Raw genomic sequence first — 24,840 nt, 5'->3', positions numbered from 1 at the left:
CCCCGCGCCGCTTTAGCTCAGCTGGTAGAGCAACCGCCTTGTAAGCGGTAGGTCATCCGTTCGATTCGGATAAGCGGCACCATCTTCCAGGCGTGCGATGGCGTCCATGCAAGTACAAGATCCACGGCAAGCCCGCAGACATGCGGGCTTTTTTTGTGGGTCAGGGTCCATGGATGCGCAGCTGAAGTGCCGCCTTGATGGCGAAGAGAAGCAGCGGCCGACAGGGGTGTGTCCCGAGGTCTGCCTGAAGGAGGAACCGGCAGGCGGGACTCGGCGTGCCGCGATCTGCGGGCAGGACAAGAGCCTTCGCTTGATGGTGGTCCCGCGTGGTGGCGACGCGGCGCCACGGAACGGCGCGCCGCTGCGCCATCGTCCGCACGTATCTCACTTCCCGGGGCATGACCTCGTGCGCGCCACCTCAAGCGCTACTCACGCCCTGGCGGCCGACGAACGGTGCGGGGCCGCCTGCGTTTTGCCCGCGGATCGCGTTATGGTCCGCTTCGGGGTGAAAGGGGAAGCCACATGGGACGTGGTCGTACGACATTCTTCGATGCCATTGCGGCGCTGCCGTGGCCGGTCGGGCTGGGCGTGGGCGTGTGCGGGTATCTCGCCATCGCGCATGGCATTCCGTTGCTGTTCGCGCGCGCCGATGCGCTGGGCACGGCGTTCCGCGATACCCATCCCTTCATGCCGCTGGCCTGGGTATTCCTGGGGTTGTGTGCGCTTGCGGCGTTGGCGTCGTTCCTGGCGGCGCGGCGCAGACGTCGCCTGCTGGAGTCGCGCACGGGTCTGGAGAGCATCGCGGCGTTGGGCTGGCGCGATTTCGAGCGGTTGGTCGGCGAGTCGTTCCGTCGTCGCGGCTATACGGTGGAGGAGACGGGCTTGGGCGGCGCCGACGGCGGCATCGACCTGGTCCTGCGCCGCGATGGCAAGCGCACGCTGGTGCAGTGCAAGCAGTGGCGACGCGAGAAGGTGCCGGTCAATGTGGTGCGCGAGATGTACGGCCTGCTGGCGCATCACCGCGCGGACGCGGTGCGCATCGCGGCGCGGGGGGGATTCACGGCGGACGCGGCGAAGTTTGCCGAGGGCAAGCCGATCGAACTGATCGATGGGGCGGCGTTGTTGGGGATGATTCGGGAGGTGCAGGCCAAAGGCGCTGCACCCATATCGGTCCCGACAAGAATCGAGCCTGTGTTGAGTAGCGATGTAGCGAGCGATTCCGCAGTACCAAGTTGTCCGAAGTGCGAGGCGGTGATGGTGCGACGGAACAACTCGCGGACGGCGGAGACCTTTTGGGGATGCTCTACGTTTCCTGTGTGCAGAGGTACGAGGTAGATTTCCGCTGCCGACCTGAAGCGGACGCTGCAAAGTGGTGGTTAGATAACTCCCAAGTAGTTGCTGCTACCTCCGCACGATCGTTAGAAGAAGTGCATGAGCGGCTGACGTAGGCCAGCCTCAAGGAAAAATGGAGAAAGAGTCACGCATGGGCAGAACTGAGCCAGGCAGGAACGAACCCTGCCCGTGTGGAAGCGGCAAGAAGTTCAAACGCTGCCACGGCGGCCCCAGGGCCGACTATGAAGAGATGATCTCGCGAGGCGCTGAGGAAGCTCAGCGCAGGGCCGAGATCCATTGGGTACAGCAGCGGCGACAGCAAGGCCTCGGTCGTCCCATCATCACCGTCCAGACAGCCGGTAAGCGGATCGTCGCTGTGGGCCATCGTCTATTTGAAGGCAAATGGACAACCTTTCATGATTTCCTTTATAGCTACATCTTCGATGTTCTGGGGCGCGACTGGTTCGAAGCCCAGACGCAGCTGAGGCAGAACGAACGCCATCCTGTCATCGAGTGGCATGAAAGGCTCCTCGTGGCATCCAAAGCCGCCAACCTAGCGTCTGGCGAGACACGCCAGACGCCGATGACTGGCTCGATCAGCGCGTTCCTGACGCTGGCGTATGACCTCTACACCCTGGAACACAACAACGATCAAACGCGAACCCCTGAGCTACGGAAATCATTGATTGGTCGTTTGAAGAGCCACGATCAGTTCATCGGGGTGCGTTATGAGATCCGTGTCGCGGCTATGCTGTTGCGAGCCGGGTTCGAGCTTGAATGGGAAGATGAAACCGATCGCCGATCCAAGCATGTGGAATACACCGCCAGCTATCCGCGCACCGGAAAAGCCTTTGGCGTGGAGTGCAAGATCCGAAACCAGGATGCTGCGAAGAAGGCCAACCAGCGTCTTGGGAAGTTTGCTGGGCTGGTGAGCGATGCGCTGAGGAAGACAACGCCACATGACCGTTTGATCTTCGTTGACTTGAACACGCAGGCCTACCCATATGTTCCGGGCGGGCCACATGATTGGCGAACGATCAGCATCAATACGTTGCGGAAATTCGAGGGGCAACCCAAGGCAGCGACCCTGCCGCCCGCCGTGGTGTTCATCACCAATTACCCCGACCATCACCACCTGGACAGCCAGGTGCCCGATGCGGGAGCCACCGTTGAGGGGTTCAAGATCGATGACTATCGGACCGGTCGATTGCTGACGCTGCCGGAGAAGATTGAGATGCGCGCACGTAATCCTGAGGTCGAGGCACTCTTGGCATCGATCCAAGAACATATCGACCTGCCCTCTACATTTGAAGGGGAAATTCCTGGGTTGCCGTCAAACCGCCTGCTCATCGGGCACCGTTATGAGATGGATGATGGTGCGGTGGGCACCTTGGAAGACGCCTGCGTGATGGACGACAACGGCAAGGTCGCATTGATTTTTGATCGGGACGAAGGCGGGCGAGCGATCTACACCAACCAGCTCTCCCCCGAGGAATTCGCCGCCTGGAAGCGCTATCCAGAGACCTTTTTCGGGCAGATCCGCCAGAGACCGGGTCCGATCAATGATCCAATTGAGCTTTATGACAGCTTGAAATCTACTTACGTCCGTACCCCCAAGGAAAAACTACTTCAGTTCATGGGGGAACATGGCGACCGGTTTGCCGCGCTCACGCAGCCCGAGCTGTTGGACGTCTATGTGCAAGGCATAGTGAACTCTTTGATGGAGCGGGCGGGACCGCAAGAAGTCCCGGTGCATATCCAAAGAATCAAGCCGCCGCCGACTCGGGCTGTTTAGACAGTAATTCGCTTAGGTAATCGGCGCAGGCGTGGGGATGAATGACCGAAATCCACGGGTGCGGACTTTGGCCTTAGCCAGTGCGCGGAGATTCAAAAATTGATGACCGCTCCTGGCCCTTAGCGGCCATCACCGTCAGATTGGGGTGAGTGACGTGAACCCCAGAATCGATGCCATCAGGCACGGAGCGGTGGGGTTTTAAGGCCCAACTCCGTCCATGCCTGGCATCATGCCGGCACCACATCGCCGCAAGCTACATTGCATGCCCACCGTAACCGGCACCTGCCACTGCAAGGCCGTCGAGTTCGAAGTCGACCTCGTCGACGGCCACCAGAACATCCGTCGCTGCAACTGCTCCCTGTGCAGCCGCCGTGGCGCGATCATGGCCGGCGTCACCCTCGACCGCCTGCGCATTACCCGGGGCGAGGACAAGCTGAGCCTCTACCAGTGGAACACCAGGATCGCCAAACACTGGTTCTGCAGCGTGTGCGGCATCTACACCCATCATCAGCGCCGCAGCGTGCCCACCGAGTACGGCTACAACCTCGCCTGCATCGACGGGATCGACCTCACGCAGATCGGCGAGATCGGCAAGAGCAACGGCGCCGCGCAGACGCTGGTTTCATCCTGATCCGGGCGGATCGCGCCTCACCCGACGTCTCGCTCCATCACCCGCTTCGGTGGTGGCGTGGCGGAACCGATGCGGCGGCGACGCCCGCGAAGGCGCTCTTCTCACACAAAGATCCGGCGACGGGCGAAAAACATCCGGCGTTGGCCGAAAAACATCCGTTCTTCTCACACTAAGGGCCAACGTTGGCCGGAAAACATCCGACGTTGGATCAAAAAGGGTCGCTCTTCTCACACAAAGGTCCGGCGACGGGCCAAAAACGTCCGGCGTTGACCGAAAAACATCCGTTCTTCTCACACTAAGGGCCAACGTTGACCCGAAAACATCCGGCGAAGGATGAAAAAGGGTCGATTAGGTGCCGACAGGGTCCGGCGGGGCTGGGCGGTGCAAGGTGGGATCGGTGGGCCTGGCTGTCGGGATGCCGGGATGCCGGGATTCCGCTGCGCTGCATCCCAGCCTCGGGGGATGACGGGGCGGCGCCTTGGGTGATCGGGTGGCGCGGCCGTTTCACAGCTAAATCATGAGGCTGCTTCGACCGGGCCGGTCGGATAAGCGCCTGCCGTCGCGGCCGCGTGCTGCGATGCCACAGCCCCGTCATCCCCGACCGCATAGACTGTGCGCCTGTTTCCGCAGGACGTACCCATGAGTCGAGTCTTCCCCCCCGTGTCCCTGATCGGCGTGCCCACCGACGTCGGTGCCGGCCATCGCGGCGCCCGCATGGGGCCGGATGCGCTGCGCATCGCGGGGCTGGGCGAAGCGCTGGCGGCGCGCGGCGTGGACGTGATCGACACCGGCAACGTGCAGGGACCGGCCAACCCCTGGACCGGCCCGGTCAGCGGTTACCGCCATCTGGACGAGGTGGTGGCGTGGAACCGCGCCGTGATGGAGGCCACCGCCGCCGAACTGGCGCGCGCACGGCTGCCGATCATGCTGGGCGGCGACCATTGCCTGGCGATGGGCTCGATCACCGCCGTGGCCCGGCACTGCCGCCAGACCGGCAAGCGCCTGCGCATCCTGTGGCTGGACGCGCATTCGGACTTCAACACCAGCGAGGTCACCCCGTCGGGCAACATCCACGGCATGCCGGTGGCCTGCCTGTGCGGGATCGGTCCGGACGCGCTGACCCGGCTGGGCGGCGATTCCCCGGCCATCACGCCGTCGATGGTGCGGCAGATCGGCATCCGCTCCGTCGACCCGGAGGAGAAGAAGCTGATCAAGGACCACCAGGTCGATGTGTACGACATGCGCTACATCGACGAGGTGGGCATGAAGCGCACGATGGAAGCGGCGCTGGAAGGCATGGACGCCGACACCCACCTGCACGTCAGCTTCGACGTCGACTTCCTGGACCCCAGCATCGCGCCGGGCGTGGGCACCACCGTGCCCGGCGGCCCCAACTACCGCGAGGCGCAGCTGGTGATGGAGATGATCGCCGACACCGGCCTGATGGGCTCGCTGGACATCGTCGAACTGAACCCGGTGCTGGATCGCCGCAACCGTACCGCCAAGCTGACCGTGGACCTGGTGGAAAGCCTGTTCGGCAAGTCGACCCTGATGCGCGACTGACGGAACCGCCGCGCGGGGCAAACTGCGGCTGAATCGCCGGAGGGGTGCTTCACGCGGCCTATACGCGCCGGCGTCGAAGGTGCACGCACACGCCGCCACACGGTGGGACGCACCCGCTGGCGGCACCCCTATCCACCCAGGAGATGACACATGAAGCGTGCAATGATGCTGCTGCTGACGGCGATGTTCTCGATGGCGGTCCTGTCGGGCTGCAACACCATGGCCGGTGCCGGCAAGGACGTGCAGAAGGTCGGCGAGAAGGTCGAGGACAAGGCCCAGGACTGCAAGGACGGCAAGTGCTGATGCACGTTGTCTGACGGCGGGCGCCCTCCGGGGTGGCCGACACGGGGGCCGGGAAACCGGCCCCTTTCCGTTTCCGGCCCCGGATGGTCAGCCGCCAGCCAGCGTGCTTGAATGACACTGCGCGGGTGGTGCGGCAAGGCCCGGCCCTCCGGGATGCGCCGCTCCAGTCCGCCAATACCGTCCACAGGAGTCGCTTATGAAGCGTGTCGCTGCGTTGCTGATGTTGTCCCTGTTCTCCATCGCCGTGCTGTCCGGCTGCAACACCGTCAAGGGGTTCGGCAAGGACGTGCAGAAGGTGGGCGAAAAGGTCGAGGATTCGTCGGGCAAGTAAGCGTCAACGCCCGCGACTTCGATGATTCCCGACGGGCCGCCTTGCGGCCCGTTTTCGTTGCGGTCCCGTCCGTCGGCGTGCGCCTTGCGTATTCATCCGCGCGAACGGACCGTCATGCCACTGAATGCGTCGGCCCGTCGTAATGGTGCGTTGACGCGCGGTTGATCGGATGGCAACCCCGGCCTTGCGATGCTGTCTCCGCGGCGCCCCCTGCCGCTCAATCAAGCGAGGCATCACCATGAATCAGGACATCATCGCCGGCAACTGGAAGCAGCTGAAGGGCAAGATCCAGGCCAAGTGGGGTGATCTGACCGACGACGACTTCAAGGTCGCGCAGGGCAACGCCGAATACCTGGAAGGCCGCCTGCAGGAGCGCTATGGCTACGACCGCGACCGCGCGCATACCGAGGTCGAGGATTTCCAGCGCACGCTGCGCTCGGACAAGACCTTCAAGCACTGACGCCGCGCGTTTGCATCGGCGGGAACAAACACAACGGGCCACCCTCGGGCGGCCCGTTTTCCATGCTGCGCTCGGCGATAGCGCGGCGGGTCGGCCACGAAGCCGCCGGGAAACGCACGCGGCGTGTCATCGCGGCGGATCGGGCCGTGGTGGCGACGCGGCAGGATGCCCATCGCCACGAGGCGGCGGTGTTCGTCGTAGCGCAGTTCGCTGACCTGCTCCGGCTGGCGGGTCGCACGGTCGAAGCCGGTGCGTGAGGTCGGCGCCCACTCGCGCCCGCCATGGCCGGTGCCGATGCTCTGCTGGCGTGCGGCATCGTCGGCGACGATGCTGCGCGCCGATGCCGCCGGCGCGGCGGCTTCGGCTTCCATCCGCTTCTCCATCGTGCCGCGCGCGATCGGCGGCGGCGTGTAGTTCGGATAGCGGTACGTGCGCGCCTCGCGGAAGGCGGCCACGCCGATCACGCCGACATGGCGCGGACGCCCCGTGCGCGCGGCGTAGCTGTCGCCGAGGTCGGTGAACACGAACTGCGCCACCTCCCGCATCGACTTGCGCCAACCGCTGATCTCGGTGGTCTGCCACGGCTCCAGCACATAGCCGGCCTGCGAGGGGTCGGCGGTCTGGCCGGTGACGGCGTTGATGCCGTCGACCGACAGCACGACCAGCACGCGCTCGCCGGTGGTGTTGGCCAGACGCACGCTGTAGCGGTGGCCGGGCGTGCCGGCGACCCAGAGATCGCCACGGTGCGGATAGCGGGCCAGCGATTCGCCGGTGTCGCGGTCGATCACGCTGACATCGACCAGAGGGCTGGCGTGGGCGGGTGCGCACGTGACCAGCAGCGCCAGCGTGGCAAGGGAAGCGAGGATGCGAGGCAGCATGTCCGTTCTCCAGTGGGGACGGTGCTGGGAACGGGCCGGCAGCGGCAACGGGGTTGGCCGCGTTCGCGACGGCGCGACCGGTTAAGCCGCCAGCAGGTCGCCGGCTGCGACCCCGTGTCGCAGGCGCGCGGCCGGCATCGCCCGTCCCCAGCCGGTAAACTGGCTGCTTTCCCGCATTCCCCCGATTTGCACATGACCACCCGCGTCCTTACCGGCATCACCACCTCGGGCACGCCGCACCTGGGCAACTACGTGGGCGCCGTGCGCCCCGCGGTGGCCGCCAGCCGTGCGGCGGACACGGAGAGCTTCTACTTCCTGGCCGACCTGCACAGCCTGATCAAGGCGCAGGACCCGGCGCGCACCCAGCGCTCCACGCTGGAGATCGCCGCCACGTGGCTGGCCTGCGGCCTGGAGCCGGACAAGGTGTGGTTCTACCGCCAGAGCGACGTGCCGGAGATCACCGAGCTGACCTGGTTCCTGACCTGCGTGGCGGGCAAGGGCATCCTCAACCGCGCGCATGCCTACAAGGCGGCGGTGGACAAGAACAACGCCGACGGCGAAGACCCGGATGCCGGCGTCAGCGCCGGCCTCTTCATGTACCCGGTGCTGATGGCCGCCGACATCCTGATCTTCAATGCGCACCAGGTGCCGGTGGGCCGCGACCAGATCCAGCACATCGAGATGGCGCGCGACTTCGGCCAGCGCTTCAACCACGTGTACGGCAAGGAGTACTTCACCCTGCCGGAAGCGCTGATCGACGACCATGTGGCCACGCTGCCCGGCCTGGACGGCCGCAAGATGAGCAAGAGCTACAACAACACGATTCCGCTGTTCGTGCCGCGGGACGAATTGAAGAAGCTGGTGTTCTCGATCCTGACCGACTCGCGCGGCCCGGGTGAGCCGAAGGACACCGAGGGCTCGGCGCTGTTCCAGCTGTACCAGGCGTTCGGCACCACTGAAGAGACGCGCGCGTTCGCGCAGAAGTTCGCCGACGGCATCGGCTGGGGCGATGCCAAGCAGCAGCTGTTCGAGCGGATCGACGCGGAAATCGCCCCGCTGCGCGAGAAGTACGAAGCCTTGATGGCGAAACCGGCCGACATCGAGGCCATCCTGCGCGATGGCGCCCGTCGCCTGCGCGAGCGTTACGCCACGCCATTGCTGGCCGAACTGCGCCGCGCCGTGGGCCTGCGCGACCTGTCGCAGCAGCCGGCGGTGGAAGCAAAGCCCGCGGTGTCGAAGGCGGCGCTGCCGGCGTTCAAGCAGTACCGCGACACCGATGGCCGGTTCTACTTCAAGCTGACCGATGCCGACGGCAACGTGCTGGTGCAGAGCAACGGCTTCGACTCGCCGAAGGACGCCGGCAAGCTGATCGCCGTGCTGAAGCAGGCCGAGCAGGCCGATGCGATGGAGACACCGGAGATCGTGCTGCAGGTGCCGGTGGCGGACGTGCTGGCGGCGCTGGCCGCGTTGCGCGCGGCGGAGGCCTGAGCCATGCCGTATCTGGCGGTGATCCTGTTCCTGCCGTGGTTCCTGCTGCTCGGCTCGCTGTACTGGCTGTTTCCGCGCCAGCCGCGCAGTGCGCGCCGGCAGGGGTTCGATCTGACGGTGCTGGCGGTGGCGTTCGTGCTGAGCTTCGTCGGCATGCAGTGGGGCTACGGACTGGGGGCGGCGGAAGTCGGCACCGGAGCGATCTGGAAGCAGGTGCTGGCCACGCTGGTGGCCTATGGCGCTTTCCTGTTCGTGCTGACCCTGGCGGTGCCGTTGCGTGGCTGGTGGCTGTCGCGCGGTTGAGCCTGCGCGCAGGCGGGTTCCACCAAAGACGGGTCGTGCGATCGCGGCGCGGGGACTAGAATCGGTCATCCGTCCCCACACAGGCCTGCGGATGAGCCTCCACGGCATCCACACCATCGACACCGCGTTCCATCGCGATCATTTCGACGCTGCGTACCTCGTCGTCGAGGAAGGCCGTGGCGCCTTCATCGACTGCGGCACCAACCATTCGGTGCCGCACCTGCTGGCGGCGCTGCAGCAGGCGGGGCTGGCGCCGGAAGACGTCGATTTCCTGATCGTCACCCACGTGCATCTCGACCACGCCGGCGGCGCGGGCCTGCTGCTGCAGCACCTGCCGAATGCCACGCTGATCGCGCATCCGCGCGCGGCGCCGCATCTGATCTACCCGGCGAAGCTGGTCGAAGGCGCCACCGCGGTCTATGGCGAAGAAGAGATCCAGCGCAGCTACGGCACCGTCCAGCCGGTACCGAAAGCACGCGTGCGCATTGTCGAAGACGGCGAGACGCTGATGCTGTCGGGGCGCCCACTGCAGTTCATCGACACGCCGGGCCATGCCCGCCACCACCATTGCATCTGGGACGCCCGTAGCCGCTGCTGGTTCACCGGCGACACCTTCGGCCTGTCCTACCGCGAACTGGATGGACCGCAGGGTGCCTTCATCCTGCCGACCACCACGCCGGTGCAGTTCGAGCCGGTGGCGTTGAAAACCAGCATCGCGCGCATGGTCGCGCACGGACCCGACGGCATGTACCTGACCCACTACGGCCGCGTCGGCGAGGTGCCGCGGCTGGCGCAGGCGCTGTACGAACAGATCGATGCGATGGTGGCGATCGCCGAGGCCTGCGACGGGCGTGCGGACCGCCACCGCTGCCTCACCGCCGGCCTCTCCGCCCTGTATCTCGAACGCGCGCATGCGCTGCAGGTGCCGCTGGCGGACGAGGACGTGCTGCGCATCCTCGCCATGGACATCGAATTGAACGCGCAGGGCCTGGCCGTGTGGCTGGATCGCGGGCGGCCGTGACGCGCTGCGGATGCGCTGCGCCCTCCTGTGGGAGCGACGTCAGTCGCGATGAAGCCTGCGGGATGTTTCTTTCGCGACTGACGTCGCTCCCACACCGATCATCTGGACTCCATCGTCGATGGAGCAAGGAAATTCTCACATGAAGCGAAGCATCCCTTTTCTGCTCCTCTCCCTCTGCACCTCGCCGGTATTGGCCACCGACATCCCCGGCGGCGGCATCAGCGCCGACAACCTGTCGCGCCACGTGCGCGTGCTGGCGTCGGACGAATTCGAGGGGCGCGCGCCGGCGACGCCCGGCGAGGAGAAGACGATCGCCTACGTGGTCGGCGAGCTGGAGAAGGCGGGCGTGCAGCCCGGTGGCCGCAACGGCGCATGGACGCAGGATGTGGCATTGGTGCGCGCGCAGGTGGACGGCGAGGTGTCGGCGGCGGTGAAGGTCGGTGGCGCACTGCAGGCCCTGGCCAATGGCGATGACGTCGTCCTGCAGAGCCTGAGTCCGGTCGAGCGCGTCGACATCACCGATGCGCCGCTGGTCTTCGTCGGTTACGGCATCAGCGCGCCCGAGCGCGGCTGGGACGATTACAAGGGCGCCGACCTGAAAGGCAAGGTCGCCGTGGTCTTGGTGAACGATCCGGATTTCGAGACGGCGGCGGCTGGCGCCTTCGATGGCCGCGCGGTGACCTACTACGGTCGCTGGACCTACAAGTACGAAGAACTGGCGCGGCAGGGCGCGGCGGGCGTGCTGATCGTGCATGAGACCGCGCCGGCGGCCTATGGATGGGCGACCGTACGCGCATCGGGCCTGTCGCCGGTGTTCGACATTCCGCGCGATGACGCTGCGCAGTACCACACGCGGCTGCGCGGCTGGATGCAGCGCGACCTGGCGGTGTCGCTGTTCCAGCGTGCAGGGCTGGATTTCGAGGCGGAGAAGCGTCGCGCGCAGACGGCCGCGTTCGCACCCGTGGCGCTCGGCGATGCCACGATGTCCGCCGCGTTCGCGCTGAAGCGCGACCAGGTGGTCACCCGCAACGTCATCGGCAAGCTGCAGGGCGCGCAGCGTCCGGATGAGACCGTCATCTATTCCGCGCACTGGGATGCGTTCGGCATCGGCGAACCCGACGCGAGCGGCGACACCGTCCGCCATGGCGCGATCGACAACGCGACCGGTGTCGCCGCGGTGATCGAACTGGCGCGCGTGTTCGCCGCCGGTCCGCGGCCGCAGCGGACCCTGCTGTTCATGGCGCTGACCGCCGAGGAAAAGGGCCTGCAGGGCGCGACCTACTACGCCGCAAACCCGGTGGCGCCGCTGGAGAAGACGGCGGCGGTGCTGAACATCGAAATGCTCAGTCCCGACGGTCCGAACCGCGACATCGCCTCGTGGGGCAAGGGTCGTGTGTCGCTGGAGGACGACCTGAAGCGCGTGGCGGAAGCGCATGGCCGCAGGTATTCGCCCGACCCCAACCTGGAAGCCGGCTTCTTCTACCGCGCCGATCATTTCGCGTTCGCGCGCGCCGGCGTTCCCGCGATCACCGTGGGCGCGGGGCTGGATCGCATCCACGGCGGTGTCGCGAGCGGCAAGGCGCTGCGCGATGCCTACTTCGCCCGCTGCTACCACCAGCCGTGCGATGCGTGGACGACCGCATGGGACGCGAGCGGGCAGGTGCAGGATGTGGAACTGCTGTACGCGCTGGGCCGCGAGATCGCCGACAGTCGCGCATGGCCGCGCTGGCTGAACGGTTCAGAATTCAAGGCCGAACGCGAACGCAGCGAGACTGAACGGAAATAGCGGCGCTGGCGCACGCCGTTCATGTGATTCGGCGCGCTATGCTGCGCGTCCTTTCGCGGCACCGGAACATCTGTGGCTCCTCTTCACGCGCTGGTCTATCGAAGCCAGGCCACGCATCCGCTGGATGTCCACGATCTCGACCAGTTGCTGCTGGACGCGCGTGTGGCGAATGAACTCGCCGACGTGACGGGTGCGCTGCTGTACGGTGGACTGCGTTTCGTGCAGTACCTGGAAGGCACGCGCGCCGACGTGGAGCAGATCTACGCGCGCATCACCCGCGCCAGCCAGCATCACCAGCTGGAGATCCTGGAGCAGGGCCGGGTGGAGAAGCGCCTGTTCCAGCGCTGGCACATGGGCTTTGCGCATGCGCCGCAGACGCTGGTGCAGCAGCTCAGCCAGTCGCAGTGGCAGCGCGAGGTGCCGTGGCTGGAGGACGAGTCGGCCGCGTCCCCCGGCCTGGCGCGCCTGCTGGCGTTCTGGAAGGAAGAAGCGGTGCTCGCGCGCTGAGGCGCGTCAGGGCCAGCGGTTCGGCGCGCCGCGCGCGCTGGCCTCGTCCATCGGCACCACGCAGAAGCGGTGCCCGGTCGGCGCTTCCATCACCCACCAGCGGTTGTGCAGGTGCTGCACGCGCCTGGCGCCGAGTGCTTCCAGTCGCGCGACTTCGGCGTCGATGTCGTCGGTCTCGATGTCCAGATGCACGCGCGCCTCGTGCTTCACCTTCTGCACTTCGATATGCAGCCCGCCCGGACCGGGCTCGAACTTGTCGTAGAGCCCCACGCCGCCGTCATCGGGATGGGTGACCTTCAGCCCCAGGGCGGCACTCCAGAACGCGGACGCGGCGGGCAGGTCGTCGACCTGGCTGTCGATGATGAAACCGGCAAGACGGCTGCGGTGGGTCATGCGAAGTCTCCGTCGTGGTGGTACGTCCGTAAGAGCGCCCCGTGGGCGCGATGCTTTTTACGCTGAGCGGCGAAAGCATCGCGCCCATGGGGCGCTCCTACAAGGGAGATGGACCCGACATCCGCGCGTAGAGGTCAGCCGGGCAGGGCTAGGTCGTCGATCATCGCCTTGAGGAAGCGCGCCGCTTCGCCGCCGGTGCAGGCGCGGTGGTCGAACGTCACCGACAGCGGGATGACCTTGTGCGACTCGAAGCCGCCCATCACCGGCGTGACCTGGTGGCGCGCGCGACCGGCGGCGACGATGGCCACGCACGGCGGCACCACCACGGGCGTGGCGTAGCGGCCGGCGAACATGCCAAAGTTGCTCAGCGAGATCGTGTAGCCGGTCAGTTCCGACGGCGGAATGCTGCGGTCTTCCACCTGCGTGCGCAGGCGGTTGATGCTCTCGCGCACGCTACCGGCGTCCAGCAGGTCGGCATTGCGCAGTGCGGGCACGAACAGGCCGTCATCGGTATCCACGGCGATACCGATGTCCACCTGCGGGTGCAGCGTGCGGGTCAGCTTGTCGCCATCGAACCACGCGTTCATCGCCGGCACCGTCTTGCAGGCGCGGACGATGGCGCGGACCAGGCGGCCGGTCATGTCGTTGCCGGGTGTCCAGGCGTGAATGTCGGCGTCGTCGCTGAGCGTGGTCGGCACGACCTTGGCATGCGCATCGGCCATCACGCGCGCCATGTTGCGGCGTACGCCCTTGAGCTGCTCGGGCTGGCCACTGACCGACACGCCCGGCGGCTGCGTGCGCATCGGCTTGCCGCTGGCGGACAGCGCGGTGCGCTGGTCTTCCCTTCGCCCCTCGGGAGAAGGTGCCCGAAGGGCGGATGAGGATTCGGTGCGAGCGTGAGCAACCGGATGCTGCGCACCTTCACCCCCGACCGCTCTCGCGGTGGGAGAGGGGAGCAGGGTGGAACCATCGGCGGCGGCCTGCTTCACGTCCTGCATGGTCACCGCGCCATCGGCGCCGCTGGCGCGCACGCGCGACAGATCCACGCCCAGCTTCTTCGCCATCGCGCGCACGGCCGGCATGGCCTTGACGCCGCCGACGGCGATCGCCTGTTCGGTGTGCACCGCATTGGACGACTGCATGGCGCCGACCACGGTGCCGGCGTCGGCTTCTGTGGGAGCGACGTCCGTCGCGATGGGGGCTGCATCGGGTGTCGGATTCGCGACTGACGTCGCTCCCACAGCAGCAGGCTTCGGCGGGCCGTGGTGGTGGCCGGTGTCCTGGCCTTCGGCGCGTTGCGGCAGGCTGGCATCCGGCTCGAACATCGCCAGCATGCTGCCGGTGACGACGATGTCGCCGGCCGCACCGGCCAGTTTCAGCACCTTGCCGGAGACGGGCGAGGGAACCTCGACCACGGCCTTCGCGGTCTCCATCGACACCAGCGGTTCGTCCAGCCGGATCACGTCGCCTTCCTTGACGAACCACTCGACGATGGTGGCGTCCGGGAGGCCCTCGCCCAGGTCGGGCAGGTGGAAGGTCTTGCTCTCGCTCATGCGGATGTCTCTTCGGAAGTCGTTTCGTTGTCGTTGATCGGGTCCAGGTCGCGCGCAGGCAGCCAGCCGTTGCGGCCGTCGGCGTGCGTGCACCACCACCAGTCACCCAGTTCGTACTGCAGCGCGACGGTGTCGCCGGCCTGCGCGTCCAGTTCCTGCGCGGAATAGTCGCGCAGCGCGATGGCGTGGCCGTCGTCCCGCGGTTGCAGCCAGTCCACCGGCGCCCAGCCGGCGTTGCCGTCGGCGGTGGTGGTCCAGGCGAAGGCCGGCCACTCGGTGTCGCGTGCGCCGAGCGCGACCACGTCGCCGCACGCGAACCGGATGGGGGTCGCGTACTGCGTGCGGTAGTCGCGGAGGACGCGTGCCCGCATCAGCCGTTCGCCATCGCCCGCCTGGCCGCGGCGACGATCTTGTCGACGCTGGGCAGGTATTTCATTTCCAGGCGGAACAGCGGGATGTGGGTGTCGTAGCCGGTGACGCGTTCGACCGGGGCCAGCAGGTCGTACATCGAGTGCTCGGCCAGGCGCGCGCCGATCTCGGCGCCGAAGCCGGCCGTGCGCGGTGCCTCGTGCACGATCACGCAGCGGCCGGTCTTGGCCACCGATTCGGCGATGGTGTCGAAGTCGAGCGGGCGCAACGTGGCCACGTCGATGACTTCGGCGCTGATGCCTTCGCCGGCCAGTGCGTCGGCGGCCTCGAGCGCTTCCTTCACCTGCGCGCCCCAGGTCACCAGGGTCACGTCGGTGCCGTCGCGCAGTACGAAGCACACGTCCAGCGGCAGCGCTTCGCCGTCGTCGGCGACCACTTCCTTGTACTGGCGGTAGATGCGCTTGGGCTCCATGTAGATGACCGGGTCCGGATCGCGGATCGCGGCCAGCAGCAGGCCGTAGGCGCGCTGCGGCGAGGACGGCATGACCACGCGCAGGCCGGGCACGTTGGTGAAGATGGCCTCGTTGGCTTCGCTGTGGTGCTCCGGCGCGCGGATGCCGCCGCCCCACGGCACGCGCAGCACCATCGGGCAGTGCAGGCGACCGCGCGTGCGGGTGCGCAGGCGGGCGGCGTGGCAGATGATGTGGTCGACCATCGGGTAGACGAAGCCGTCGAACTGCGCTTCGGCGACCGGCTTCATGCCCTGTGCGGCCAGGCCGATGGTCAGGCCGGCGATGGTGGTTTCGTCCAGCGGCGTGTCCAGCACGCGCTCGGGGCCGAACTTCTGCTGCAGGCCGGCGGTGGCGCGGAACACGCCGCCGTTCACGCCCACGTCTTCGCCCAGCACCAGCACGGCATCGTCGTGGGCGATCTCCCAGGCCAGCGCCTGGGTGATGGCTTCGATCAGGGTGATGGCGGTCGGCGTGGAGACGATGTCGGTTTTCGCGACTGACGTCGCTCCCACAGTCTTGTTCTCGGGCTTCATGACGGTGCTCATGGGCGGTTCTCCGCGGCGATGGCGGCGGCGCGTTGCTGCAGCAGTTCGGGCGGCGGATCGGCGTACAGGTAGTCGAACATCGCCTCGACCGGTTGCACCGGCGTGTTGAGGTAGGCGTTGACCTCCTCGTCCACGCGCGCGCCGCACTCCTGCTTCCACGCGGCTTCGTCGGCCTCGTTCCAGGCGCCCTGTGCGGTCAGCCAGGTACGCAGGCGGGTCATCGGTTCGCGTTCCCAGCCGGCCTTCACTTCGGCGTCGTCGCGGTAGCGGCGGGCGTCGTCGGCGGTGGTGTGGTCGGACAGGCGATAGGTCACGAACTCGATCACCGTGCCGCCCTGGCCCTTGCGGGCGCGCTCGCTGGCGCGGCGCATGCCTTCGAGCACGGCGATCAGGTCGTTGCCGTCCACCTGGAGGCAGTGCAGGCCGCCGGCCAGGCCTTTCTGCGCCAGCGTCTGCGCGCCGGTCTGGGCACTGCGCGGCACCGAGATCGCCCAGCCGTTGTTGATCACGCCGAGCACCAGCGGCAGCTCGTAGGCGCCGGCGGAATTCAGCGCGGCGTAGAAATCGGTCTTCGACGAACCGCCGTCGCCGCAGGTCGCCACCGCGATGTGCGGCTGCCCGCGCAGCTTGAACGACAGTGCCGCGCCGGCGGCGTGCAGGCATTGCGTAGAGATCGGCACGCAGAACGGGAAATCGTTGCGGGCGTCGCTGGCGCGGTCGTAGTCGCTGCCGCGCTCGTCGCCACCCCAGTACATCAGCACGTCGCGCGGCTTCACCCCGCGCATGAACATGGCGCCGTACTCGCGGTAACTGGGGGCGTAGACATCGCCGCTGCGCATCGACGCGCCGATGCCGACGTGGGTGGCCTCGTGGCCCAGGCAGCTGGCGTAGGTGCCCAGCTTGCCGGTGCGCTGCAAGGCAATCGCCTTGGTGTCGAAGGTGCGCACCAGCAGCATCTGCTTGAACAGCTCGCGCAGGCGGGCGATGTCGCGCCCGGCCTCGGGCAGGTCGTCGCGCACCAGGGCGCCGTCGGGGCCCAGGTACTGGAGGTATTCGATCTCGAAGCTTGCGGCGATGCTCATCTGGACGGTGTTCTCGTCAGTGGCGGAATTGGTTTCAAATGTAATTTTAGGAGCAGGGCGCCGCACAGCTGTCGTGCAATGCAACAAGACGGGGGTGGATGGCGGCCGGCCGGGCGCGGAAAACGGTGCGGAAACAGGCGCTTGCCCGGCTGTCGTTCGGTGTCAGTCTGCAGCCTGGTGAACCGGCCACGGGGTGATGCGCGTCGCGGGCTGCGCAAACGACAAGGGGCGCGGTTGCCCGCGCCCCTGTCGACCCCACGATGGCGCGGAAGTTCAGCGGATGCGCTGGACCAGGCGGTCGTGGTTGTTGGCGGGGTTCGGGTCCGTCGTCGTGCTGCTGACGGTGGCCTCGAACTCCAGTTGCGTACCGCGCTTGGGCTTGCCCGGCACCACCAGCGCGAACGCCAGCGTCTGCACGCCGCGCGGCATGGCGCCACGGCGGGTGCAGTCGGCGGCGGCGCCGTCGGTGGTATCCGCCACGCGCGTGCAGCTCCAACCGCTGGGGGCGGCCACGGCGGCGTAACGGGCTTCCACATTGCTGGTCAGTCGCACGGTGACCTGCTCGGCCGCATCCGGACCGGCGTTGCGCACCGGCACGAGCAGCGTGGCGATGGTCCCGCGACGCAGCGGCAGGGCGGCGCCGAGCAGCTGCACCGACAGGTCGGCGCGGGTCTGCGGCAGTGCGGCCACGGCCACCGAGACCGCGGCGGTGTTGTCGCCGTTGGCCGGGTCGAGCACGGTCGAGTTGGCCGACACGCCCAGGCCGAGCGTGGTGCCGGCTGCGCTGGCGGGGACGAGGGCGTCGATCGCGAACGTGGCGTCAGCGCCCACCGCCAGCGACGGCGTGGTGCAGGCCACGCGGGTGGTGCCGGCGGTGACCTCGGCCGCGTCGCAGCTCCAGCCCGCCGGCAGCGTGGCCAGCGACGGCGACAGTTCGGCCGAGAACACGAAGGCGAACGCCGCCGGCGACGCCGCGCCGGGACCGGCGTTGCGCACCGTGGCGGTGTAGCGCACGGTCTCGCCGACGCTGGCGCTGCTGCGGTCGGCCGACACCGTGGCCGACAGGTCGGCGCGGGCGAAGCTCGGCACGCGGATGCTCAGGCGCACCGGATCGTGGTCGGAAGAACGGATCGCCAGCGAGGCATCGCCGAAGTTGTCCGCGCCGAAGTCCGCGTTGATGCGGGCGTGGTCCACGCGCAGGCCGGCGTCCATCACCAGCGACTCGTTGACCAGCACGTGGTCCAGCGTCTGCGCATTGCCCTCGAACACGTACGAGTAGCGATGGGCCGGATCGGCGATCAGCTGCGATCCATCCACCAGCGGCACGGTCAGCGGGCTGGGCATGTACGTCAGCACCTGGTCTTCCGGTGCCGCTTCGCCCTTGATGATGCCCAATACGTCGACATAGCCGTCGTTGAACTCGAACGCGTTGAAGTCGCCGACCAGCACGATCTTCTCGTCCGGGTTGGCCTGCTGCATCTCCTCCACCAGCTGGGCCAGGTAGACCGCCTGCGCGCCGCGCTTGACCCGCACGCGCTCGCCGCCGGTGGCCCAGCCGCTGCTGCCCGGCAGGGTGTCGTTGATGTCGTTGAGCGACCGCAGGTGGTTGACGATCACCGTCAGCGGATAGCTCGAGGCGGCATCCTGATGCACGCGGGCGCGCAGGCGCAGCGGCGGACGGTCGTTGAGCAGGCTGGTGGTGCCGTTCGGGTTGGCGATGGTGGTCTCCTTGCCGAACTGCGCCACGTCCAGCACCTCGACGCGGGCCACGCCGTCGGCGGTCAGGCGCGAACTGACCAGGAAGCCGACGTTGATGCCGCCCACGTCGTTGCCCGGCTGCAGGTACGGCACATAGCCCGGGCGCGCGGCGCAGGTGGCGTCGATGCGTTCTGACAGCAGTTGCAGCACGCGGACGTTCTCCACTTCCACCGCGCCCAGGATGTCCGGCGCCTTCAGGTAGTCGCAGATCGCCAGCGCCGCCTTGGCCAGGCGCTTGTCCAGCGCTTCCGGCGTCAACGTCACCGCGCCGTTGCTGTCGTTGACCTCATCGAACAGGCGCAGCAGGTTGAAGCTGCCGACGGTGACTTCGTCGTAGCTCGCATCGTTGACGGCTTCCGGCAGGCGGCCGCCGGTGACGGCAGGCGGCGTGGCCACGTCGGGCAGCAGCGCCCAGGTGCCGGCGAAGTAGTCCAGCACGCCCAGCAGGCCCGCGACCTCGGCGCCGGTGTCGACCGACAGCGGCTGTGCGCCGACCTGGCCGCGGCTGCGCACCATCAGGCGTTCCTGGTTGGTGTCGAAGCGCGGCGGGTTCTTGCCGGCAGGCAGGGTGATGGCGTCCATCGCGCCGATGCCGGCCTCGCGGAATGGCCGCGCCACGCCGGGCAGAGTGACGTGGAACACGCCATCGCTGAAGGCCAGCGCGTCATTCTCGTCCAGGCTGCCGCCCGAGGGGGCGATGACCACCGACTGCGCCACGCTCACGCGCATGCCTTCCAACCGCTCCAGCGTGCCGGGCAGGGCGTCGGGGGACAGCTCGGCGGCGGTCAGTTCGATCGCGGCGGGCAGGGCCACGCCGGTTTCCAGCGCCTCGACCGTCGGCGTGACGATCTCGGTGATCGCCAGCTGGTGCGGGTTGGACGACGGGGTGAACTCCTCCACCGTACCGGTCACCCGCACGCGGTTGCCCACCGCGGCGGAGGCCGGCGGCGCGCTGCTGGTGAAGACGAACACGGCGTCGGAGGTGGCCGGGTCGCCGTCATCGTTGGCGGCCTGCAGGAAGAAGCCGTTGTTGAACTTGAGCGCGGTGACGATGCCCTCGGTGACCACGCGCTTGCCGTTGTGCGGCGACAGCAGGCCGGTGCCCTGGATCTGCGCGATGGTCAGTGCCAGTGGCGGGTCCGGCGGTTCCGGCGGCTCGGCGCCGCTGTTGCGCGGATTGGGCGCGCCGACCGCGAAGTCGGCGCCGTTGTTGTTGGTATCGATGCTGCCATCGCCGCCGCGCAGGGCGGCGGTGGTGTTGCCGAGCGTGCCGGTCGGCGCGCTGCCTTCGAAGCAGGTGGCGGCGCTGCCGAAGCCGACGAAGTCGGCCACGTTGGCATCGGCGGTCGGGCAGGCGCCGGTCAGCGCCGTGGTGCTGCGGCTCAGCGCCACCTTGCCGGCGGTGCCGGACATGGCGATGGTGCCCACCGCGTCGGGCGTGGGCAGGTCCACCGTGCCGCCGGCGCCCTGCGCCTGCTGCACCAGGTAGAAGCCGCCGGCCGGAATGCTGCCGCTGAGGTTGGTGCGGCCGTTCCAGGTGGTGCCGCCGGAGGAGGTGTACTGCACGCTCCAGCCGGTCAGGTCCACCGCGGTGGGGCCGTTGTTGCGCAGTTCGATGAAGTCGTTCTTCAGCGTGGCGCCGCTGTTGCCCCCACCCCCGTAGACCTGGCTGATGACCACCTGTGCCTGCGCCGACGAGGCGGCGAACAGCAAGGCGAAAGACGCGAACACGGCCGCAAGGCGGCCCCGTGGCATTTCCATGTTACGGAATCTCCCTCAGTGGATTTGGACGCCGCCCCCGGTCGGAAGCGGATCCGCCCCCGGCCGACGCAATGTAGCCCAAGCCTGTGGTACGCGCATTGCATGGGCGTGACATGAGTGGCGGTTTTCCGTCGCCTTGCCGGGGTGGCCCGCCCGCATCGGTTACGCTGGCGCCCCCGCTGCGCCCGTGGCGACCCGGTTGATCGACGGATGGCCGTAGAGAAGAACGAACGCCCGCTGGAAGCAGGCATCCACACCGACCTGTCCGGCCGCCTGAGCTATGGCGGCTACCTGCAATTGGACCGGCTGCTGTCGGCGCAGCACCCGGTGTCGGACCCGCCGCACCACGACGAGATGCTGTTCATCGTGCAGCACCAGGTCTCGGAGCTGTGGATGAAGCTGATGATCCACGAGCTGGGCGCGGCCATCGGCTTCCTCCAGCGCGACCAGGTCTGGCAATGCCGCAAGGTGCTGGCGCGCAGCAAACAGGTGCTGCGGCAGCTGACCGAGCAGTGGTCGGTGCTGGAGACGCTCACCCCCTCCGAATACATGGGCTTCCGCGACCTGCTGGGGCCGTCGTCCGGCTTCCAGTCGCTGCAGTACCGCACCATCGAGTTCCTGCTGGGCAACAAGAATGCCGCGATGCTGAAGGTGTTCGCGCACGACCCCGACGGCCATGCCGGGCTGGAGTCCGCGCTGGCCGCGCCCAGCCTGTACGACGAGTTCCTGATCTACCTCGCGCGCTGGGGCCACGCCATTCCCGCCCAGCACGTGCAGCGCGACTGGCGCCAGGCGCATGCGGCCGACGCCGCGCTGCTGCCCGTGTTCGAGGCGATCTACGAGGACACCGACCGCTACTGGCGCGAATACGCGCTGTGCGAGGACCTGGTGGACCTGGAAAGCCAGTTCCAGCTGTGGCGCTTCCGGCACATGCGCACGGTGATGCGGATCATCGGCTTCAAGCGCGGCACCGGCGGCTCCAGCGGCGTGGGGTTCCTGAAGCAGGCGCTGGAACTGACGTTCTTCCCGGAGCTGTTCGACGTCCGCACGTCCATCGGACCCGGCCGCTGAGCGATGGCGGCCGGGTGGGCGCGGAACCTCGCCCCCCACGCCATGCCGGCCCCCGCTGAGGCAGCGCGGAAAGCGTGACTGGTAGCATGCGGCGGACCCTATCCGCAGGACCGCTCCCGACGATGACCCCCGCTACCCAGGACGCCGCCCCCCGTTCCCTCACCACCCGCCTGCTCGACCTGATCGAACGCACGGGCAACCGATTGCCGGACCCGGCGGCGCTGTTCCTGATCCTGATGGTGGTGGTGTGGCTGGTGTCGTGGTGGTTGTCGGGGGTGTCGTTCAGCGCCATCGATCCGCGTTCCGGCCAGCCCATCCAGATCGTCAACCAGGTGGCCGGTACCTCGCTGACCGGCTTCATGGCCGGGCTGGTAAAGACCTTCGTCAACTTCCCGCCGTTGGGCGTGGTGCTGGTGGCGATGCTGGGCCTGGGCGTGGCCGAGCACACCGGCTTCATCAACGCCGTGCTGCGCAAGATCCTGTCGGTGACGCCGCGCACGCTGCTGACCCCCATGCTGATCCTGGTCGGCATCCTCAGCCACGTGGCCGTCGACGCGGGCTACGTGCTGGTGATCCCGCTGGGCGCGGTGATCTTCTATGCGGCGGGCCGCCATCCGCTGGCCGGCATCGCGGCCGCCTTCGCCGGCGTGTCCGGCGGCTTCTCGGCCACGGTGGGTATCCCCTCGTCACTGGATCCGATGCTGGCCGGGCTGACCCAGACCGCGGCGCAAGTGGTCGCGCCGACCCTGGAGATCAATCCGCTCAACAATTTCTATTTCACCACCGCGTCCACGCTGCTGATCGTGGGGGTGGGCTGGTTCCTCACCGACCGCGTGATCGAGCCGCGCCTGCGCGGCACGCCGGTGGACGGCGATCCGGCCGGGCTGCCGCAGATGGAAGCCGTGGCGCGCGCGGAGAACCGCGGCCTGGCGTGCGCACTGGGCGCGATGGCGGTGGCGCTGGCGCTGTTCGCGTGGAGCCTGTCCGGCGACGATTCGCCGTGGCGCGCCGCGGCCGAGCAGGTGCCGCCGCAGACGCATCCGCTGCTGGCGCCCGCCGCACCGCTGATGCAGTCCATCGTGGCGCTGATCTTCGTGTTCTTCCTGGTGCCGGGCATCGTCTACGGCTATGCCGCCGGCACGGTGAAGACGCACCGCGACATCGTGCAGGGCATGGCCAAGGCGATGAACGGCATGGGCTACTACATCGTCATGGCGTTCTTCTGCGCGCAGTTCATCGCCGCGTTCGGCAACTCCAACCTGGGCGCGCTGGTGGCGGTGGAAGGCGCGGACCTGCTGCGCTCGCTCGGACTGCCGATGGGCATCACGCTGGCCGGCATCATCCTGCTCACCGGTTCGGTGAACCTGCTGATCGGTTCGGCATCGGCCAAGTGGGGACTGATCGGCCCGATCCTGGTGCCCATGCTGATGCAGCTGGGCGTGTCGCCCGACCTGACCCAGGCCGCCTATCGGGTGGGCGATTCGACCACCAACATCATCACGCCGCTGATGCCGTACTTCCCGCTGATCGTCGTCTACTGCCGGCGCTACGTCACCGGCACGGGCATCGGCACGCTGATCGCGATGATGCTGCCGTACTCGCTGGCCCTGCTGGGCACGTGGACGCTGTTCCTGCTGGGCTACTGGGCGCTGGGGCTGCCGCTGGGCGTGGGCGCGAGCTACGAGTACGTGCCCGGCTGACGCCGGCGCCGGGACCACAAATCCTTTCGCTTGCAACCACTTAGCTCGCTGAACAGCGGGAGCGGCGCGTGTGCGGCGCTTCCGCGAGGTTTGACGCCCGCGGTCCGCGTCGGTAATCCTCGCGCGTCCCGTGCCGGTGGCACGGACCGTTGAAGTCCTGAATCACTTTAGAAGGGGGAGCCCGCATGAGCGGAGCCGTCGCGTCACCAACGCCGGAACGGATACCGGAATTCAAGCAATTGCTGGGTCATCCGCGTCCGCTGTGGATGTTGTTCATGACCGAGTTCTGGGAACGCTTCGCGTTCTACGGCATGCGCTGGGCCCTGGCGCTGTACATCGTCGCCCAGTTCTACGGCGGCGACAGTGCCGGTGAGGCGCCCGCCAGCCGGCTCTATGGCGCTTACCTCGCGCTGGTCTATGCGGCAGCGCTGTTCGGCGGCTATGTGGCGGACCGGGTGATCGGCTATCAGCGTTCGATCCTGCTCGGCGCGGTCATCATGGCGGCCGGCCTGTTCCTGATCATGTTGCCCAACGAAGCGCTGTTCAAGCTCGGTCTGGCCACCGTGATCGCGGGCAACGGTCTCTTCAAGCCGAACATCTCGACGATGGTCGGCAAGCTGTATGCGACCGGCGACGAGCGACGCGACTCGGGTTTCACCCTCTTCTACATGGGTATCAACCTGGGCGCGATGATTGCTCCTTGGCTGACCGGATTGCTGGCCGAGCGGATCATGGGCGGCTCTCCCGCCATGCCGGCCTACAAGGTGGTGTTCCTGGTCTCCGGCATCGGCATGCTGATCAGCCTGGTGTGGTTCTGGTTCGGGCGCGCGCAGTTGCAGGGCATCGGACGGCCCCATGAGGGTGCAGAAGGTGCCGGTCGCGTCCTTGTCACGGCGGTCTGCGCCATCATCGCCATCCCGGTGATCTATTTCCTGCTGTCGATCGGTGCGGGCGCGCTACAGTGGATCCTGACCGGTCTGTTCGTCGGCCTCTGCGCGCTGATCCTGAAGGAAGGCTTCAAGGACGGCGCGATACGGCGCGACATGGCCGTGGCCATGCTGATCATCTTCGTGTTCAACGTGCTGTTCTGGTGCTTCTTCGAGCAGGCCGGCAGTTCGTTCAACTTCCTTGCGCAGAACATCGTCAACCGCGACTTCGGTGGCTGGGTGTTCCCGGTGGGCTGGTTCCAGTCGGTCAACTCGCTGGCGATCATCACCCTTGCGCCGGTACTGGCCTGGTTGTGGGTCAAGATGGGCAGCAAGAATCCGTCGATCCCGCGCAAGTTCGGCCTGGGCCTGATCTTCAACGGCCTGGCCTTCCTGCTGCTGATGATCGCGTTGTCCAGCCTCGTCGATCCGGAGACGCTCAAGATCCCGTTCTGGACGCTGTTCATGGTCTACGTGATCCAGTCGGTCGGCGAGCTCTGCCTGTCGCCGATCGGCCTGTCGATGGTCACCAAGCTGGCGCCGGTGCGCCTGGTCGGTTTCGGCATGGGCGGCTGGTTCCTGTCCACCGCCATCGGCAACAACCTGTCGGGCATCTTCGCCAGCCACGTCAGCGGCGAGACCGGCATGACGGTCGAGTCGGCGCACGCGGGCTACACGATGGGTTTCTGGATCCTGATGGGCTCTGGCGTGCTGCTGTTCCTGATCGCCCCGCTGATCCAGAAGCTGATGCACGGCGTGAAGTGACGCATCG

The 24,840-nt window shown here is 67.4% G+C and carries 22 protein-coding genes and 1 tRNA gene; 16 read left to right on the top strand and 7 right to left on the bottom strand.

Annotated elements, in window-relative coordinates; all coding sequences use genetic code 11:
* The first annotated feature begins 6 nt into the window (after window positions 1–6).
* The 8 genes from ASD77_RS02970 (at window position 7) to ASD77_RS02935 (ending at window position 6,415) form a co-directional block, all read left to right on the top strand.
* Window positions 7–82, top strand: a tRNA-Thr gene (locus ASD77_RS02970).
* Between the two features lie 440 nt (window positions 83–522).
* The gene (locus ASD77_RS02965) at window positions 523–1,335 is read left to right on the top strand and encodes a restriction endonuclease (RefSeq protein WP_055937087.1); all 813 of its coding nucleotides are present in this window, start codon (window positions 523–525) and stop codon (window positions 1,333–1,335) included.
* 148 nt (window positions 1,336–1,483) lie between these two features.
* Window positions 1,484–3,127 (top strand): SEC-C domain-containing protein, encoded by a 1,644-nt coding sequence (locus ASD77_RS02960; RefSeq protein ID WP_200947351.1) that lies wholly within the window; start codon window positions 1,484–1,486, stop codon window positions 3,125–3,127.
* Between the two features lie 262 nt (window positions 3,128–3,389).
* Window positions 3,390–3,758: a GFA family protein gene (locus tag ASD77_RS02955; protein WP_235578457.1), complete on the top strand. Its 369-nt coding sequence runs from the start codon at window positions 3,390–3,392 to the stop codon at window positions 3,756–3,758.
* A gap of 639 nt (window positions 3,759–4,397) precedes the next feature.
* On the top strand, window positions 4,398–5,321 hold the full coding sequence (gene rocF, locus ASD77_RS02950; RefSeq protein ID WP_055940949.1) for an arginase: 924 nt from the start codon (window positions 4,398–4,400) through the stop codon (window positions 5,319–5,321).
* 150 nt (window positions 5,322–5,471) lie between these two features.
* Entirely contained in the window at window positions 5,472–5,624 is a 153-nt protein-coding gene (locus ASD77_RS02945; protein ID WP_055937078.1) for an entericidin A/B family lipoprotein, read from the top strand.
* Window positions 5,625–5,820: 196 nt separating this feature from the next.
* Window positions 5,821–5,955: an entericidin A/B family lipoprotein gene (locus ASD77_RS02940; RefSeq protein WP_055937075.1), complete on the top strand. Its 135-nt coding sequence runs from the start codon at window positions 5,821–5,823 to the stop codon at window positions 5,953–5,955.
* A gap of 238 nt (window positions 5,956–6,193) precedes the next feature.
* Window positions 6,194–6,415: a CsbD family protein gene (locus tag ASD77_RS02935; protein WP_055937072.1), complete on the top strand. Its 222-nt coding sequence runs from the start codon at window positions 6,194–6,196 to the stop codon at window positions 6,413–6,415.
* Here ASD77_RS02935 and ASD77_RS02930 read toward each other — a convergent pair.
* Complete coding sequence (locus ASD77_RS02930) at window positions 6,337–7,293, bottom strand: hypothetical protein (protein WP_082563089.1); 957 nt, start codon at window positions 7,291–7,293, stop codon at window positions 6,337–6,339. The two genes, ASD77_RS02935 and ASD77_RS02930, sit on opposite strands and share 79 nt — an antisense overlap.
* 192 nt (window positions 7,294–7,485) lie before the next feature.
* Between ASD77_RS02930 and ASD77_RS02925 the strand changes: the two genes are divergently transcribed.
* The 5 genes from ASD77_RS02925 to ASD77_RS02905 all read left to right on the top strand — a co-directional run bounded on the left by ASD77_RS02925 (window position 7,486) and on the right by ASD77_RS02905 (window position 12,398).
* Window positions 7,486–8,781, top strand: coding sequence for a tryptophan--tRNA ligase (locus ASD77_RS02925; protein WP_055937070.1), 1,296 nt, complete (start codon window positions 7,486–7,488; stop codon window positions 8,779–8,781).
* Window positions 8,782–8,784: 3 nt separating this feature from the next.
* Window positions 8,785–9,084 carry a hypothetical protein gene (locus tag ASD77_RS02920; protein ID WP_055937066.1) on the top strand — a complete coding sequence of 100 codons (300 nt, stop codon included), beginning with the start codon at window positions 8,785–8,787 and terminating at the stop codon, window positions 9,082–9,084.
* 91 nt (window positions 9,085–9,175) lie between these two features.
* Window positions 9,176–10,105 carry an MBL fold metallo-hydrolase gene (locus ASD77_RS02915; RefSeq protein ID WP_055937061.1) on the top strand — a complete coding sequence of 310 codons (930 nt, stop codon included), beginning with the start codon at window positions 9,176–9,178 and terminating at the stop codon, window positions 10,103–10,105.
* A 139-nt stretch (window positions 10,106–10,244) separates the two neighbouring features.
* Entirely contained in the window at window positions 10,245–11,891 is a 1,647-nt protein-coding gene (locus tag ASD77_RS02910; RefSeq protein ID WP_082563088.1) for a M28 family metallopeptidase, read from the top strand.
* Between the two features lie 72 nt (window positions 11,892–11,963).
* Entirely contained in the window at window positions 11,964–12,398 is a 435-nt protein-coding gene (locus ASD77_RS02905) for a BLUF domain-containing protein (RefSeq protein ID WP_082563087.1), read from the top strand.
* Between the two features lie 6 nt (window positions 12,399–12,404).
* Here the strand turns inward: ASD77_RS02905 and ASD77_RS02900 are convergent, their stop codons facing one another.
* The 6 genes from ASD77_RS02900 to ASD77_RS02875 form a co-directional block, all read right to left on the bottom strand.
* The gene (locus tag ASD77_RS02900; protein WP_055937057.1) at window positions 12,405–12,791 is read right to left on the bottom strand and encodes a VOC family protein; all 387 of its coding nucleotides are present in this window, start codon (window positions 12,789–12,791) and stop codon (window positions 12,405–12,407) included.
* Between the two features lie 134 nt (window positions 12,792–12,925).
* Window positions 12,926–14,344: a dihydrolipoamide acetyltransferase family protein gene (locus ASD77_RS02895; protein WP_055937055.1), complete on the bottom strand. Its 1,419-nt coding sequence runs from the start codon at window positions 14,342–14,344 to the stop codon at window positions 12,926–12,928.
* Window positions 14,341–14,715 carry an SH3 domain-containing protein gene (locus ASD77_RS02890; protein WP_055937052.1) on the bottom strand — a complete coding sequence of 125 codons (375 nt, stop codon included), beginning with the start codon at window positions 14,713–14,715 and terminating at the stop codon, window positions 14,341–14,343. Before ASD77_RS02890 ends, ASD77_RS02895 begins: the two co-directional genes overlap by 4 nt.
* On the bottom strand, window positions 14,715–15,758 hold the full coding sequence (locus ASD77_RS02885; RefSeq protein WP_055940942.1) for an alpha-ketoacid dehydrogenase subunit beta: 1,044 nt from the start codon (window positions 15,756–15,758) through the stop codon (window positions 14,715–14,717). Before ASD77_RS02885 ends, ASD77_RS02890 begins: the two co-directional genes overlap by 1 nt.
* Window positions 15,759–15,766: 8 nt before the next feature.
* A complete protein-coding gene (gene pdhA, locus ASD77_RS02880; RefSeq protein ID WP_055937050.1) occupies window positions 15,767–16,852 on the bottom strand; it encodes a pyruvate dehydrogenase (acetyl-transferring) E1 component subunit alpha in 1,086 nt (361 codons plus the stop codon).
* Between the two features lie 273 nt (window positions 16,853–17,125).
* Entirely contained in the window at window positions 17,126–20,341 is a 3,216-nt protein-coding gene (locus ASD77_RS02875; protein WP_162247578.1) for a lamin tail domain-containing protein, read from the bottom strand.
* A 240-nt stretch (window positions 20,342–20,581) separates the two neighbouring features.
* On the opposite strand from ASD77_RS02875, the gene ASD77_RS02870 reads away from it, so the two are divergent.
* The 3 genes from ASD77_RS02870 (at window position 20,582) to ASD77_RS02860 (ending at window position 24,833) form a co-directional block, all read left to right on the top strand.
* Entirely contained in the window at window positions 20,582–21,442 is an 861-nt protein-coding gene (locus ASD77_RS02870; RefSeq protein WP_055937046.1) for a tryptophan 2,3-dioxygenase family protein, read from the top strand.
* Window positions 21,443–21,564: 122 nt separating this feature from the next.
* Window positions 21,565–23,142 (top strand): AbgT family transporter, encoded by a 1,578-nt coding sequence (locus tag ASD77_RS02865; protein WP_055937044.1) that lies wholly within the window; start codon window positions 21,565–21,567, stop codon window positions 23,140–23,142.
* Between the two features lie 185 nt (window positions 23,143–23,327).
* Window positions 23,328–24,833 (top strand): oligopeptide:H+ symporter, encoded by a 1,506-nt coding sequence (locus ASD77_RS02860; RefSeq protein ID WP_055937041.1) that lies wholly within the window; start codon window positions 23,328–23,330, stop codon window positions 24,831–24,833.
* Window positions 24,834–24,840 lie beyond the last annotated feature (7 nt).

It is taken from the genome of Pseudoxanthomonas sp. Root65, assembly GCF_001427635.1.
Lineage (GTDB): Bacteria > Pseudomonadota > Gammaproteobacteria > Xanthomonadales > Xanthomonadaceae > Pseudoxanthomonas_A.
The sequence above is the reverse complement of the archived record's forward strand: the minus strand, read 5'-3'. Positions and strand labels throughout refer to the sequence as shown.